Source organism: Ruegeria sp. P8 (assembly GCF_056534665.1).
In genome coordinates, this window is the sequence record NZ_JBQERC010000001.1 from 510,063 (window position 1) to 525,062 (window position 15,000).

At 56.9% G+C, this 15,000-nt stretch carries 13 protein-coding genes; 1 reads left to right on the top strand and 12 read right to left on the bottom strand.

Annotated elements, in window-relative coordinates; genetic code table 11:
- Positions 1 to 22: 22 nt before the first annotated feature.
- From speB to ACR0BZ_RS02600, 12 genes are all read right to left on the bottom strand, one after another.
- Positions 23 to 1,000, bottom strand: a complete 978-nt coding sequence (gene speB / locus ACR0BZ_RS02545; RefSeq protein ID WP_480919366.1) for an agmatinase — start codon at positions 998 to 1,000, stop codon at positions 23 to 25.
- Between the two features lie 290 nt (positions 1,001 to 1,290).
- Positions 1,291 to 2,580 carry a flavin-dependent oxidoreductase gene (locus ACR0BZ_RS02550; RefSeq protein ID WP_480919367.1) on the bottom strand — a complete coding sequence of 430 codons (1,290 nt, stop codon included), beginning with the start codon at positions 2,578 to 2,580 and terminating at the stop codon, positions 1,291 to 1,293.
- 69 nt (positions 2,581 to 2,649) lie between these two features.
- A complete protein-coding gene (locus ACR0BZ_RS02555) occupies positions 2,650 to 4,179 on the bottom strand; it encodes an acyl-CoA dehydrogenase family protein (RefSeq protein WP_480919368.1) in 1,530 nt (509 codons plus the stop codon).
- A gap of 118 nt (positions 4,180 to 4,297) precedes the next feature.
- Positions 4,298 to 5,173 (bottom strand): amidohydrolase family protein, encoded by an 876-nt coding sequence (locus ACR0BZ_RS02560; protein WP_480919369.1) that lies wholly within the window; start codon positions 5,171 to 5,173, stop codon positions 4,298 to 4,300.
- 116 nt (positions 5,174 to 5,289) lie between these two features.
- Complete coding sequence (locus ACR0BZ_RS02565; RefSeq protein ID WP_480919370.1) at positions 5,290 to 7,005, bottom strand: feruloyl-CoA synthase; 1,716 nt, start codon at positions 7,003 to 7,005, stop codon at positions 5,290 to 5,292.
- A gap of 2 nt (positions 7,006 to 7,007) precedes the next feature.
- Positions 7,008 to 7,490: a MarR family winged helix-turn-helix transcriptional regulator gene (locus ACR0BZ_RS02570; RefSeq protein ID WP_480831681.1), complete on the bottom strand. Its 483-nt coding sequence runs from the start codon at positions 7,488 to 7,490 to the stop codon at positions 7,008 to 7,010.
- Positions 7,491 to 7,494: 4 nt separating this feature from the next.
- Positions 7,495 to 8,262 (bottom strand): crotonase/enoyl-CoA hydratase family protein, encoded by a 768-nt coding sequence (locus ACR0BZ_RS02575; protein WP_480773534.1) that lies wholly within the window; start codon positions 8,260 to 8,262, stop codon positions 7,495 to 7,497.
- A 10-nt stretch (positions 8,263 to 8,272) separates the two neighbouring features.
- Positions 8,273 to 9,037, bottom strand: coding sequence for an SDR family NAD(P)-dependent oxidoreductase (locus ACR0BZ_RS02580; RefSeq protein WP_480831683.1), 765 nt, complete (start codon positions 9,035 to 9,037; stop codon positions 8,273 to 8,275).
- Between the two features lie 91 nt (positions 9,038 to 9,128).
- Positions 9,129 to 10,442, bottom strand: coding sequence for a TRAP transporter large permease (locus tag ACR0BZ_RS02585; protein ID WP_209504353.1), 1,314 nt, complete (start codon positions 10,440 to 10,442; stop codon positions 9,129 to 9,131).
- Positions 10,439 to 11,023, bottom strand: coding sequence for a TRAP transporter small permease (locus ACR0BZ_RS02590; RefSeq protein WP_480481631.1), 585 nt, complete (start codon positions 11,021 to 11,023; stop codon positions 10,439 to 10,441). The genes ACR0BZ_RS02585 and ACR0BZ_RS02590 overlap by 4 nt, the downstream gene beginning before the upstream one ends.
- Before the next feature lie 58 nt (positions 11,024 to 11,081).
- The gene (locus ACR0BZ_RS02595) at positions 11,082 to 12,122 is read right to left on the bottom strand and encodes a TRAP transporter substrate-binding protein (RefSeq protein ID WP_480476338.1); all 1,041 of its coding nucleotides are present in this window, start codon (positions 12,120 to 12,122) and stop codon (positions 11,082 to 11,084) included.
- A gap of 338 nt (positions 12,123 to 12,460) precedes the next feature.
- The gene (locus tag ACR0BZ_RS02600; RefSeq protein WP_480919371.1) at positions 12,461 to 12,904 is read right to left on the bottom strand and encodes a MarR family winged helix-turn-helix transcriptional regulator; all 444 of its coding nucleotides are present in this window, start codon (positions 12,902 to 12,904) and stop codon (positions 12,461 to 12,463) included.
- A gap of 136 nt (positions 12,905 to 13,040) precedes the next feature.
- Between ACR0BZ_RS02600 and ACR0BZ_RS02605 the strand changes: the two genes are divergently transcribed.
- Entirely contained in the window at positions 13,041 to 14,969 is a 1,929-nt protein-coding gene (locus tag ACR0BZ_RS02605) for an FAD-dependent monooxygenase (protein WP_480919372.1), read from the top strand.
- Positions 14,970 to 15,000 lie beyond the last annotated feature (31 nt).

Consider the following 15,000-nt stretch of genomic DNA (forward strand, 5'->3'; position numbering starts at 1 on the left):
AGGGGCAGCAAACGCTCCCCCTTCATTTTTCGCGACCGGCGCGTTCGTGAAAGATAAAACCCAGGAAATTCAACAATAGCTGCGCGGCCAATATCTGCGTGCTTTCGCTGGGGTCATAGGCTGGTGCCACTTCGACAAGGTCGATGCCGACGACATTGCCGCGTTTAGCGAGGCCCTGAAGGATTTCCAGAACGTCATAATACAAAAATCCCCCATGGCTGGGTGTCCCGGTCCCCGCCGCAATAGAGGGGCAAAAGGCGTCGATATCTATTGTCACATAGTACCGAGCACCTTCGGGGATGCGTTCAAGAACAGCCTCGGTTCCCAGCTTTCTCACCTGACGCACGGAAAGGATGTCTGATCCACGTGCGCGCGCGTCCTCGTATCCTTCCTTGGCGGTTGACGAGATGTTTCGAATGCCCAACTGGGTCATCCCTGAGACATAGTCTTTTTCGATCGCCCGTCGCATGGGGTTGCCGTGGCCATTGGTGACACCGTGACGCTCGTCCACGAAATCCAGATGCGCATCGATTTGAACCACGTGGATCGGGCCATTTTGCGCACAATCATCTTCAAATGCGGAAATGCAGGGAATGTTGATAGAGTGATCGCCGCCGATCACAAGCGGCAGCGCCCCTGCGGTCAGGATTTTGCGAACACCATAGGCGATGTTTTCGTGGCTGGCCTCGGTCTTTGTGTGGACGATATCCGCATCCCCCAAATCCACAATACGTACTGAACTGTCCAGATAGGTTGCGTCGTCTTCGTGGTCATAGGCACCGGCATGTCCAAAACTGAACAGGGTCGAAGCTTCACGCACGGCCCGAGGGCCGAACCTTGCCCCGGCGCGCCATTGCGTGCCGAAATCAAATGGCGCACCAAGGATGCAAACATCCGCATCAATATTGTCCCAATCCTCGACATACGGAGATTTTCCAAAGGTTGATATTCCGACGAATGGTAGGTTCAGTCGACCTGACGCATATCCATGATCCTGCATATTCAGTCCTTTCAATGGCCCTGTCGCCTTGCGTGCAATTGAACATGAGAAGGCGGTGCAATGAAATCAATTTCCTTCTATCAAAACGTGTCTGGCGTTCAGACAGGTCTGATCCGGTGCGTTCTTTCCGATTAGCTGTTGGTCGTTTCGCCACAAACGAAATTTCGGTGGGACACGCTGGTATGCCGCGAAATCACTCACGGCAGCGCATGATTTTACGGGCGATACACAGGACCGGCTAAACGCTGTTGAAATGGGCGCAGGTGCTCAATCCACCGATAGCTTTTCCATCACGCCTGCCAAGCCAGCTGCGAGCCGGGCGCAATCGTTGGCTGTGCGCTGTTCAGGGCGTCGCGCGCAAAACCTGCGGCAGCTTTGTATTTGGCCATGAAACTGGCCCTTTCAGCCAAGGGAATGACCGTTTCAATATCGTCGAACACACCGGCACAGCGGTCGTTGACCAAATTCAACAGGCCAAAAGGCCCGGCACCCCGATTGCGAAGGACAAGGTTTGAAACCGGCCCGCACAGCGTGTCATCATAAGCCGCCAGCGCGGTTGGACCCACGCCATGCTTGAGCAAGCTGGCCCCCAAAACGCGGGCGTCCATGATCGCCTGGCTGGCCCCATTCGAACCGGTGGGGTACATCGGGTGGGCGGCGTCTCCGATCAAGGCAACCGGCCCGTCAACCCACGTTTCAACCGGATCGCGGTCGATCATTGGGTTTTCATATGTCACACCCGCACCGCGGATCAGAGCTGGAACATCCAGCCAATCATAGGTCCATCCGTCAAAATGATGCGCAAAATCCTTGGCCTCAACCTGCCGGAACCATCCGGTTGCCGCATGCGCGGCCGGGTCATCGTGGGTGACTTCGGCAATCCAGTTTATCAACGCCAAGCCGGTTTCGGGGTCGGGGTGCGAGATCGGGTAGATCACCATTCGTTTCTTATGCGTACCCAGTCCGACAAAGGAGGAACCCGTGCGCACAGGCTTTGCCAGTGTTGTGCCGCGCCACATGACGGCACCTCCCCAATGGATCGGAGGTTGGCTTGGATGCATTTGGGCGCGGAGGGCTGAATGGATACCGTCGGCGCCGATCAGAATGGCACCGGTTTCGCGGATAGCCCCCTCGTCAGTTTGCAGCCGCACTGTAACCGTCCCATCCGCATTGATCTGGTACCCAGTGGCCCGAGCGCCAAGGCGTACGGCATCCGGGCCTGCGCGTTCGACAAACCGCTTGTAAAGGGCCATGTGAAACGCGCCGCGATGCACCGCGTATTGCGGCCAGTTGTAACCGGCAAAAGTTCCGCGCGGTTCCGAGTAAATCTCGTGCCCGTTCAGCCCGACAAGCGCCCATTCCTGCGAAGGGACGCCAAACCCATCCAGGTCCTGAGCCTTGAAACCCAGATCGTACAACTCACGCACGGCGTTGGGTTGCAGGTTTATCCCGACACCCAGCGGGCGCGGGTGCCGAACGCTTTCAAAGACGGTGCAGTCGATGCCAATCTGATGCAGTGTCAGCGCCAGCGACAACCCGGCAATACCACCGCCCGCGATCAGCACTTTCGGATCTGTCATGTTGCCTGCCTTTCTGTCGGACTGGCGATGGGTATTGGTTGTCGATAATCGGTGCGTGTGGATCAAGCCTCAACCGCAAATGCGTTTGATCCGTTCCGGGGATGGGTGGAGGCTCGCGGCGTTGCGCAGCCGCGCCCGCAAGCAGATCAGAGCGGTATCAATCGTCGTTTGCATGAACCCATGCGCCATCGCCGCGCTGTCACCCTGATTCAGCTTTCTGCGAGCGGATTGCCAAGTGTCCAGTGCGTCCGAAATCGCATCGCATGTCCAATGCTCGGCTTCTTGTGAAACAAATTCGGCAAAGGCGTCACCCGCAGGCCCTGCGGCCAGACGTGTTGCCAGCATACGCGCGTGTATGCCGTTGGCCCCTTCGTAAATCGAGGTAATACGGGCATCACGATAGGTCTGCTCCAGCCGGTATTCGCGCAAATAGCCATAGCCGCCCAGTACCTGCATACCCAATTCGGCGGCCTTGATACCGGCTTCGGTGCAATAGACCTTGGCAACCGGGGTCAGAAAATCAACCAGGTCAGGTGACGTAGCCCGTTCCATGGTGACAAATGCAAGATGCGCAAGACTGCGGCTACTCATTGCCAGCCAGTCGATTTGATCCAGCATACGGCGGATGTCGGCATGCTGATCCAGTTTCGCCGGTTGACCGTCGGCATTGCGTCCCTGCACCCTTTCACTGGCATAATCACTGGCAATGTCATAGGCCCGCGCGGCGTGCGCGACGCCCTGCAGGGCGACATCAAGCCGGGCGTGGTTCATCATGGTGAACATGGCCATCAGACCTTCACCCTCGGCCCCGATCAGTTCAGCTTTGGCACCATCAAATGCCAGCTGGCACGTGGGTGAGGCATGCAGGCCCATCTTTTCCTCGATGCGCGTTACGGTAACGTGGTTACGGCTGCCGTCAGTGCAGGTGCTGGGGCATAGAAACAGCGATAAACCTCTGACGCCTTCATCGGACGTGCGCGCAAGCACAAGATGCAGGATGTGATCGCTCATGTCCTGGTCACCGCCAGAGATAAAGATTTTTTCTCCCGTGATCTTCCAGCCATCATCAGCAGGTTCCGCCCAGCAGCGCACGCGCGAAAGGTCAGACCCGGCCCCGGGTTCGGTCAGGCACATGGTGGCCAGAGTTTCACCCGAGGCCAGAGAGGGAATGTACCGGGACTGCTGATCTTTCGTGCCAAAGCGCAACAAGGTACGCACCGCGCCCGGAACCAACCCAGTAACCATCTGAAGGCTGTGGTTTGCGCCCGAAAACACCTCGGACGTTATGGCCAGTATCAGGGCACCAAGCCCTTGACCGCCATATTCTCCAGGCACGGTGAGCGAGGGCCAGCCCTGTTCCGAATACGTTGCATAAACTTGGGCAAAGCCGGCAGGCATGGATACGCGACCGTTTTCCAGCGAGCATCCCTGCCTGTCTCCCGGCTCGTCCAGCGGGGCAATTTCACCTTGTGCGAAGGCGGCAAAATGTTCGCCGATCTCACCAGCAAGGTCAGCGTCCCAATCTGGAAGATCGGTGGCCCGGACTACGTGGTTCAACGTGAATAAGATGTCCGCAAGTGGGGCTTCGAATGGCTTCATGATCATGTCACCCGATAGCTGGTGACTTCGACGACCACGACGCGGCCCGGTTCTGGCGGTTCGGCACCGTCGAAGTTCAAAGTGACTGGGTAGGGCAGTGATGGGGCAGGGGGCAGCATCACGGGGTCAGTCCCAGCAGGCGCGCGGCATTGCCTTTGATGATGTCCGGGCGCAGTTCGTCCTTGATATTGATCTTCTCGAAATCCGACAGCCAGCGTTCTGGAGTGATCATGGGCCAGTCGGACCCAAACAGGACCTTTTTCTTGAGGATCGAGTTGCAGTATTTCACCAGAATCTCGGGGAAGTACTTTGGTGACCAACCGGACAGGTCGATATAGACGTTGGGCTTGTGCTGCGCCACGGACAGCGCCTCTTCCTGCCAGGGAAATGACGGATGCGCGAGGATGATCTTCATATCCGGAAAATCGACGGCGACGTCATCCATGAACATCGGGTTCGAGTATTTAAGCCGCATTCCGTTACCGCCGCGCACGCCCGAACCGACACCAGTCTGGCCCGTGTGAAACAGGGCGATGCAGCCTTCCTCGGCGATTGCCTCGTATAGTTCATAAGCCATACGGTCATTGGGGTAGAACCCCTGCATCGTCGGATGAAACTTGAACCCTTTGATACCAAATTCGCGGATCAGGCGGCGCGCCTCGCGTGCGCCCATCTTGCCCTTGTGCGGATCGATTGACGCAAACGGGATGAGCACATCGTCATTTTCCGCCGCCAATGCGGCAACTTCTTCGTTCTTGTAGCGCCGATAGCCGGTCTCCCGCTCGGCATCGACCGGGAAGATCACCGCGGCTATGTTTTGCTCACGATAGTGCTGTGCAGTTTCGGGAACCGTAGGCGGGTGGCTCCACGGAGCGCCAAAGTAATTGGCCATTGTTGCCTGCAGGTCGTCATAGCCGTCATCCGAGTGGCACCCGCAGGGTTCTTCAGCGTGGGTGTGAATGTCGATTGCGCGAACCTTGGAGATATCGACCATCTGTTCGTTCCTTTCTCAGATCTTTACGATTGCCGGGTCGGCGTCGTCATAAAGACGCTCAAGTAAATTTTGCCGCCGTGTCAGTATTTTGCGGAAATTGAGGTTCCCCTTGGCGGTCATTCGCCCTCGGGCATCGAGGCGGGCTCGCTAAGGACAATGGCGCGCCCGACCCGTGTGGAACTGCCCGATAACTCGCGTGCGCGCTCTGTCAGGCGGCGGTGGATTTCGCCTTGCAACAGTGCGCAGCGGTAGGCGCCACTGTCGTCGCTCAGGTCAAATCCTTCCCGCTTCAGCTCGGCAACATCGGGAAAGACCATGACGCCGATCTCATTTCGGTCGGCACCTGTAATGACCAGATCTGAGGCAAGAGGCGCAAGACAGGTCAACAAGTCCATCCGCAATTGCGCGGCACGCACCCATGTACCGGTCAGCAACTTGAAATCTTCAGAAATCCGGCCATCGAATTTCATACCTTTGTTTACGTCCTGCGGGTCGATGAACCGCATGGCGTCGCCGGTAATGAAAAACCCTTCTTCATCGAAAACACTGGCCGTCTTTTCGGGTTCGTTAAAATAACCTGGCATCACGTTTGGCCCTTTGATGCGCATTTCGCACCGCATGTCTTCATCCGGTATCAGCTTGAGTGTCACGCCGTTCATCGGAACGCCAACAACCCCGGAACGATCAATGGGCTCGGACTGCATCATTGTGGCGGGCGCTGTCTCGGTCAGTCCCCAGGACGAGGTCATCAGCGGTATCTCACCTTTGACACCCAGCGCCATCTGTTCAAATCCAGACCAGATGTCCTGTGGCAGTGAAGCGCCCGCGTAAAAAATCAGATCAAGTTCTTCGAAGAACCGCCGACGCAAATCGCCATCCCGCTGCAATGCGCCCAGCAGCATGCCGTAACCTACGGGAACATTGAAGCTGAGCGTGCCGGTGACCATGGACATGTTTTCCAGCGTCCGCTCAAACAGACCAGCTACCGGTTTGCCGTCGTCGATGTAGAAGCTTCCGCCGTTGGCGAGCATCATGTTGAAATTATGTGATCCGCCAAAGACGTGGTTCCATGGCAGCCAATCGACCACGCGGGGCGGACGCGTGCGCAGAAATGGCAACGCGTCGGCCAGCATGGTCTGGTTCACACACATCATGCGTTGGGTCGTGATGACCCCCTTCGGGGCCGAGGTTGAACCGCTGGTCATCAGGATCTTGGCGACGGAGTCGGGGCCAACCAGTTCATAGGCGGCCGCAAGATCGACACTGACATCCTCTTTGAGAAGTTCGTCGAACGCTGTGACCTGACTGTTCCTGCCTTGTCGGCTGGCTACGATTTCGACCCCTTGAAGCGCATCCAGTTCCAGCGCCTCTCGGTATTTATCCGCATCGACGACATAGGCCATCTTCGGGCGCACCAGTTCGATGGCATGGCGCAGGCGGCCGTGCGCGCCATGGATCAACGCGTACTGCTCAGCCACGGGGGCTGTTGGTATGCCGATATACTGAGCAGCAAGGCTTAGCAGACCGTGGTCGACACCGTTACCGCTCATGATCAGGATCGGCGTGTCAGGCCCCATCCCACGCCCCAATAGCGAGCTTGCGATGGCTCGCACCTTTTCAAGCGTGGTCGCATAGCTTTCCTTGCGCCATCCCGCGCCGCTGCGTTCAGCAATGAACGTGCGGTCAGGCGCGTCCGAGGCCCAGGCGTGCAGCCAGACACCGGTTTTGTCGACGACAGGACCAAGAGTGTGGTTCGATTTTAGCAGGATGGAGCCGTCGGCCCGATCTTCGCGCGAAACAGAATGCACCAGGTATTCCGATGTGCGTTGCATGATCAGCCCCTTTTCCTCGCTTTTTCGATCGTCCTGAGGGCATCGAAAACGGTGGTGATGGTTGCGTCATCCAAACCGGCCAGCAGCTTGCCTTCGTGGGCGGTAACCGCGGCGACGGCCTTTTCATATAATTGCCTTCCCGCCAGTGTCGTCCTGAGGGCATAGGCGCGCCGGTCGGTGGGTACCCGGTCGCGGACGATCAGTTCCCTGCGCTCCAGCTCGTCAATGATGACGACAAGGTTTGGGCGCTCGATATCCATTGCGTCAGCCAGTTGGGACTGCCGCAAACCGGGGTTATCGACGATGAGAACCAGTGCCGTATATGTCAGCATTCGCAGATCAAAGGGGCGCAGAGTTGTTGTCAGATCTTCCTGCACCACATTGAAGGCCCGTTTCATGCGATACCCGACAAACCCCCGCAGCGTAGCATCGCTAATCGTGTTTGGCGCGCCGTCTTCTGGCGTGTGTTCATGTTTCCTTTTCATGTGTTCACCTGAAGTTCGGGGCGCGCTTTTCAAGAAAGGCCCGCAGCCCCTCCTGCGCATCGGGTGTTGTTTGCGACAGGGCCGCAGCCAGAGATTCAGTAAACAGCCCGTCGTTTTGCGACATTTCATTGATCCGTGCGACCGCCTGAATCATCAGATAGTTTGACAGTGGCGCGTTTCGGGAAATCTTACCTGCCAGCGTTTGGGCCAGCGCCAAAGCCTCGCCTTCACCAACGCTATAATGTGCCAGCCCCAGCGATACCCCTTCATCGGCACCATATTTGCGGCCGGTCAGCATCATCTCGGTCATCCGATCGGCCCCCAGCAGGCGACCGACCCGCGCGGTCGCACCGCCGCCGACAAATATTCCGCGGCGGCCTTCGGGAAGCTGAAAGATCGTCGAAGGTTCAGCGATGCGAACATGTGTTGCCGCTGCAAGCTCCAGCCCGCCGCCGATCACGGCACCAAACATGGCCGAGACAACCGCAAGCCCACCAAACTGGATCTTGTCCATGACGCTGTGCCAGTGACGGGAATGATGCAGGTTTTCCTCGGCTGTACGATGAACATGCTCGGACAGGTCCAACCCGGAACAATAGTGCCCTTCAGTTCCGGTCAGGATCACCACACGCACATTTTTGGGTGGTGCAGAAAAGAAATCATCCAGCGCGCCCAACAGTTCCTCGCACATCGCGTTTCGCTTGTCTGGGCGGTTCATGGTCAGGGTCGCGATGGATCCGTTGACCTCAATGTTCAGGATTTGGCTGTCCATGGGGAACTCCTTACCGGGGCGGCAGACGAACGGCGCCGTCAAGTCGAATAGTGGTGCCATTCAAAAACGGGTTTTCAACGATCTGTTCGGCGAGCATTGCGAACTCGCGCGCTTCGCCAAGGCGGGCAGGGAAAGGAATGTTCGCAGTGATCTTGGCAGTGACCTCTTCCGGCAAGCCTTCCATCATTGGCGTGTGGAACAGGCCGGGTGCGATGGCCATCACCCGAATACCCGACTGTGCGAGTTCCCGCGCGGCAGGCAGGCACATCGAAGCGATTGCCCCTTTGGACGCGGCATAAGCGGCTTGACCCAATTGACCGTCCTGCCACGCAACCGACGCCGTGTTGATGATCACACCGCGTTCACCGTCAGCCAACGGGTCGAGACCGGCCATGTGTCTCGCCGCGTGGCTCATCACGTTGTAGGTGCCAAAAAGGTTCACGCGCAGAGTTTTCTCGAACACGTCGAATGACAGCTTGCCTTCGCGCCCAACGATCCTGGCCGCCATGCCGACGCCTGCACAACTGACGGCGATTCTGGGCGCCGACCCGAAATGGGATACTGCCGTCTCAAACGCGGCACTGACGGAGGCCTCGTCACTGACATCGGCTTGCAGGGCAAGGCCACCAATTTCGTCAGCGACTGCCTTCGCACCGTCAGCATTGAAATCCAAAACGGCAACCTTTGCTCCGCTGGTGGCGAAATGCCGTGCCGTTGCAGCGCCCAACCCGCTTCCGCCGCCGGTGACCAGCGCGACACATCCACTTAACTGCATGGTGCTCTCTCCAATTTAGTATGCTCAATCATTGTTGTATCTCATACCTATTTTCGGATGGGCCTGCTCCGGACCGCTGTTGGTGTCTAAGCTAGGGGATCAGGAACAGGGTAATGGCTGGAAACAGCACCAGGATCATGACCCGAATGATGTCAGAGGTGACGAACCACATCACTGCCTTGTAAGTTTGGGTCATCGGGGTTGAACGATCCATAGCGTTGATAATGAACAGATTCATTCCGACCGGAGGGGTGATCAGCCCGACCTCGACAACGATCAGAACCAGAATACCGAACCAGATGGCCACATGTTCGGGGCTCATGCCGAAATCCAGTGCGCTGATGACCGGAAAGAAGATCGGGATTGTCAGCAGGATCATTGACAGGCTGTCCATCAGACACCCGAAGATCAGATAGAACACCAGGATCAGGCACAACACCATCCACGGGCTGAGCCCAAGTCCAACGACCCAGCCAGACAGTTCCTGCGGTACCTGAGTGAGCGCTAGGAAACTGTTATACAGCCCTGCGCCCAACACGATGAAGAAGATCATCGCCGTGCTTGAGGCCGTGGCAATGATGCTTTCGACGAAGACCTGCCAGTTCAGATTGCCCGAGATCAGAGCGATCAACCCGGTTCCCGCCGCCCCCACGGCTGCGCCTTCGGTTGGGGTGAACCAGCCAAGATAGATGCCACCAACAACAAGGCCAAAAACCAGCAGGACAGGCCAGACATCCAGCAGTGCCCGTACGCGTTCAGGATATGGGATCGCTTCGCGGGTGCCGGCGGCGTCAGGATACATGCGCACATAGATCGAAATCGTGATGATATAGCCGAGCGCTGCCAGAATGCCGGGGACAAAGGCCGCGAGAAACAGCTTGGCGATATTCTGTTCCGTCAGGATCGCATAGATCACAAGGATCACCGAAGGCGGGATCAGAATGCCCAATGTGCCGCCAGCAGCAAGCGTTGCGGTCGAAAACCCGCCGGAATAGCCGTAACGGCGCAGTTCGGGTAGCGCGACACGGCTCATCGTCGCGGCGGTGGCAAGGGAGGACCCGCAGATTGCGCCAAATCCGGCACAAGCGCCGACTGCCGCCATGGCGACGCCTCCTTTGCGGTGGCCCAGCCAGCTTTCAGCCGCTTTGAACAAGGCCGAAGACATGCCCGACAATGTCGCGAACTGCCCCATCAGCAAGAACATCGGAATGATCGTCAACGAATAGCTGGAAAAGGTTGAGTAGGTTTCGGTTTTGAGCTTGGCCATGAACATGCTGGTGCCACCCATGGCAAAATACAGCCCGCCAATCCCGCATAGCAACATGGCAAGGCCAATCGGTGCGCGCAGGAAAATCATGATCAGAAGTACGGGAAAGGACACGTAGCCCAGTTCGAGCATGGTCAATGTGCGGCCTCCCCGCGATAGGGCAGGATATGACGCCCGGTGACAAGCTCGATGACCTGCGCGACGGCGCAATAGACAGCAACAAGTGATGCGACAAGGGCGGCAACAAAGCTTAGCCCATAGGCCCACCAAACCGGAAATTGCAGCAGAAAGGTCGTTTCACCATAGTCCAGTTTGTTTTGCATGCCGACAAACAGGCGCCATGTAATCAAAAGGATGACAAGCGACAGGATGATTTCCCAGAACGTGATGATCACCTTGTTCACCTTAGCCGGAAGGGCGTTTGTGAATACATCGACCGTGGCGTGAGAGCCATAGAGCTGGCAGATCGGCAGGAACGAGAATATGGCGAACGCAACGCCGGCTTCGACCAGTTCAAAATCGCCATTCACCGGCCCGACGCCCGATGCAATCAGCGCATTTGCCGCTGCTTCCGACAGTGACGTCAGAATGTCCGAGTGACCCAGCGTGTTCAAGCCGCGCCCCAGCACGCTGACACAGGTCAGCAGGACCAGCGCAGTCAGAACCACACCGCCAAGAACGGCCATGAAGCGCGCGATGCGCTCAACCAGTTTCTGCATGATCAACTCCAAAGGGATTGCTCTCCCAGCGGGAAATAGCGCCGGAAGAGCGACCGGATCAGTTGCCGGAGTATTGCGAAATCAGTTCGAGCGCGCGGGCGCGCAAGCCGGTTCCGTCCAGACCTTTTTCATCCATCTCGGCGATCCAGGCGTCAGTGGTCGGCTGTGATGCTGCCTTCCATTCAGCAACTTGTTCCGGGCTCAGCGTGATGATGTTGTTGCCGCGTTCCATCGCCTGCTTGTGTGGCCCGTCATCATCGGCCTGCATCTGCTTGCCTGCGAAGGCCGAGAATTCAGCGCCCGAGTTGGCGTCGATGACGGCCTTCAGATCATCCGGCAGTGCATCCCAGCGGTCCTTGTTCATCGCGAAGATGAAGGTGGTGGTGTATAGCGTGTCATCGCCAAAAGTCGTGTGGTTTCCGACCAGTTCGTTGACCTTCAGGGCGCCGGTCACTTCCCAGGGAATCACAGTGGCGTCGATCACGCCTTTGGACAGCGCTTCAGGTACCGCAGGAACGGGCATGCCAACCGGGGTTGCGCCAAGCGAGCTGAAAAGGCCGTTGGTTACGCGTGTCGGTGCGCGTAGCTTTACGCCATTCAGGTCCTCGATGCTTTCGATCGGCTCCTTTGAATGGATCAGACCGGGCCCGTGCACCCAGAGCCCGAGAACTTTGAACTGCTTGAAGTCATCGTCCATCATGGTTTCTTCGGCCAGATCCCAATAGGCGCGTGAGACGGCTTCGGCATTGGTCATAGTGAACGGCAGTTCGAACACTTCGGTCCGGGGAAAGCGGCCCGGCGTATATCCGGACACCGTCCAGACAATGTCGGCCACACCATCAATGGCCTGGTCGATCAGTTCGGGGGGTTTGCCCCCGAGCTGCATGGACGGAAACCTTTGAATTTCGATCCGGCCATCCGAATCCGCTTCGACCTTGTCGGCCCAGACATCCAGAACGTTCTTGGGTACGTTGGCTTGTGCTGGCAGGAATTGGTGCATCCGCAGTGTCACTTCGGCCGCGATGGCAGTTGTTGACATGGCGCCGAAAGCTATCGCCGCCACTGCAGATTTGAGTATGGTTCTGCGCAAGTTGGTCATGGTCTCCTCCCTAGATGACCTATGAGTATCATCCCCTGTTCATGATTGCTCATATTAGTTATGTTTTATAACGATTTTGATCCACTTTCTTAGTGTTTGGTTTCAGGTCCTTTTCGGAAAACAGAATGCTCACACATGTGAACCTTTTCGTCGAAACGCTACGCAACAGACAGGTTTTGCGCGGACGCCAAGTTATCCTCTCAGGATTACATTGCCCTCGGTTGGCTCAAAGGTAAATTGAGATTTCTTAGATTATAGTTTCTGTTTTCGGTAACTAAAGTGCGAAAACGGTGGTTTTGCTTTCCTTGTTTCAATTGGACCAGCGCCCGCAGTGGAATTCAAGACCGTGTGTTATCGTCGGTGGCAGCTTCAACTGCCTTGCCTGCGAGCTTCAGGAAAGTTTCGCGTTCATTCGGAGTTAGCCCTTCGATGATCTCGTTTTGCAGGTCAATTACGACTGGCGCAGCTGCCGCTAGGATGTCTTTTCCTTTTTCGGATAAGGTGACCTCTCGCGCGCGTCTGTCACGTTGACTGACCGAGCGTTTGACGTAGTTTTTCTGCTCCAGCCGGTCGATAACCCCGCCGATTGTTGCGCGGTCATAGGCGATTTTCGCCGCGATTGTGGCCTGATCAATGCCGGGTTCGGCGCGAATTGTTTCAAGTGCTGCGTACTGAACGGATGTAAGGTCGATCCCGGCCTCCTGCATCCGGACCGAGAACACGTGGGTTGAAATCTGATTGAGCCTGCGGATGAGGTGGCCCGCCATTCCGTAAATGCTCATTCAAAACCTCCGAAATCACTTTAAGCCGTCACTTTTTCCAGAACTACCGCGGCAATTAGTGAGTGTACATATCTTTGTTGACAAGAAATAGTAAGTATAGTTATTAAAATTGCGTGAACCTGCGGAGGAGGGGGCAATGCAATATTACGTTGATGGATTTCGTCCGGGTGATCCGGATATCAAACCGGCTGCGTTCGGTCACCACAACCACCCCGCAACCATCCCCGAAAAGGTTGATGTTCTGATAGCGGGTTGTGGACCGGCCGGGCTTTGCCTTGCGGCGCAACTGGCCGGGTTTGCAGCAATTTCGACAATGATCGTGGATCAAAAGCCGGGTCCGATGGAGAAAGGCCAGGCGGATGGCGTCAACGTCCGCTCGATGGAGATGTTTCAGGCGTTTGGTTTCGCTGAGAAAGTGAAGCGTGAAGCATATTGGGTCAACCAAACGGCATTCTGGACGCCCGATCCCACAAGCCCGGGCCACATCCGCCGGGCGGGCACGGTGCAGGACGTGGCCGACGATCAATCCGAGATGCCACATACCTTGATGAATCAGGCCCGGATTCATGAGCTGTTTCTGGACGTGATGAGAAACGCTCCAACGCGGCTGCAACCCCATTACGGGCTTCGTGTCAGCGATTTGACGATTGATACCGGTTCCACGGATCATCCCGTCACGGCAGAGCTTGAACGCTTGGGCGAAAATGGCGACGTGGTTGAACGGCTTACAGTACGTGCGAACTATGTCGTAGGCTGTGACGGTGCACGCAGCAATGTGCGCAGGGCTATCGGGGGTAAGCTGCAAGGCGACGCCGCACATCAGGCGTGGGGCGTTATGGACATATTGGCGAATTCCGATTTTCCCGATTTGCGGCGGAAATGCCTTGTTCAATCGGCTTCGGAAGGAAACGTTCTGATCCTTCCGCGCGAGGGCGGATACTTGTTCCGAATGTATGTCGAGCTTGACAAGCTGAACCCGGATGAGCGGGTCGCCAACCGCAATCTGACGGCTGACCATATCATCGCTGCCGCGAACCGGATCATGCGTCCTTTTTCCATCGACGTAAAAGAAGTCGTTTGGTGGTCGGTCTACGAGATTGGGCACAGGTTGACCGACAAGTTCGACGATGTTCCGCAGCATGAAATTGCGACACGCACCCCGCGCGTGTTCACGGCGGGCGACGCCTGCCACACCCATAGCCCCAAGGCGGGTCAGGGGATGAACGTGTCGATGGGCGATACATTCAACCTGGGCTGGAAACTGGTGCATGTGCTGACGGGAAGATCAAAGCCTGATCTTCTTCACAGCTACTCGGCCGAGCGTTTGCAAGAGGCCAAAAGACTGGTCGAAACCGACCATAATTGGGCCCGGATCATGAGTGCGCCACCGGGCGAGTCAGAGCTTGACGGCACCGACATGCCCCGATTTCAAAAACAGTTTATCGAAAATCTGGAATTTACCGGCGGGCTTTCGGTTCATTATGGGCCTTCGGACTTGGTCGCCGAACCGGTTCACCAGCATCTGGCGCGTGGGCTGGTCATAGGCAAGCGATTTCATTCCGCACCAGTTGTCCGGCTTGCGGATGCCATGCCTATGCAATTGGGACATGTGGCCGAAGCGGATGCGCGTTGGAGGCTCTATGCCTTCGCAGAACAGGGAGACGCAGGTAGGCAAGACGGATCGATCCATCACCTTTGCGAGGCTTTGCAAAGCGATCCGAACTCTCCTCTGCGACGGTTTACGCGCCCTGACGAAGACATCGACGGTTTGATAGATCTACGGGCCATCTTCCCACAGGATTTCAAATCGCTGGCCTATGAGGATATGCCGTCTCTTTTGAAACCCGAGAAGGGCAGGTATGGCCTGCGCGACTTCGAGAAGGTTTTTTGCGTTGATCACAAGAGGCGCGAAAACATCTACGAAATGCGCGGAATTGACCGGACAAAGGGCTGTATGGTCGTCGTCAGACCGGACCAATATGTGGCGCATGTTTTGCCTCTGGAGTGTCACGCTGACCTGTTTGATTTCTTCTCCAGGCTGTTTGTTTCGGGCGGCGGTCGATAGGTACGACATCTCAGGTCACAACGGACCGCCG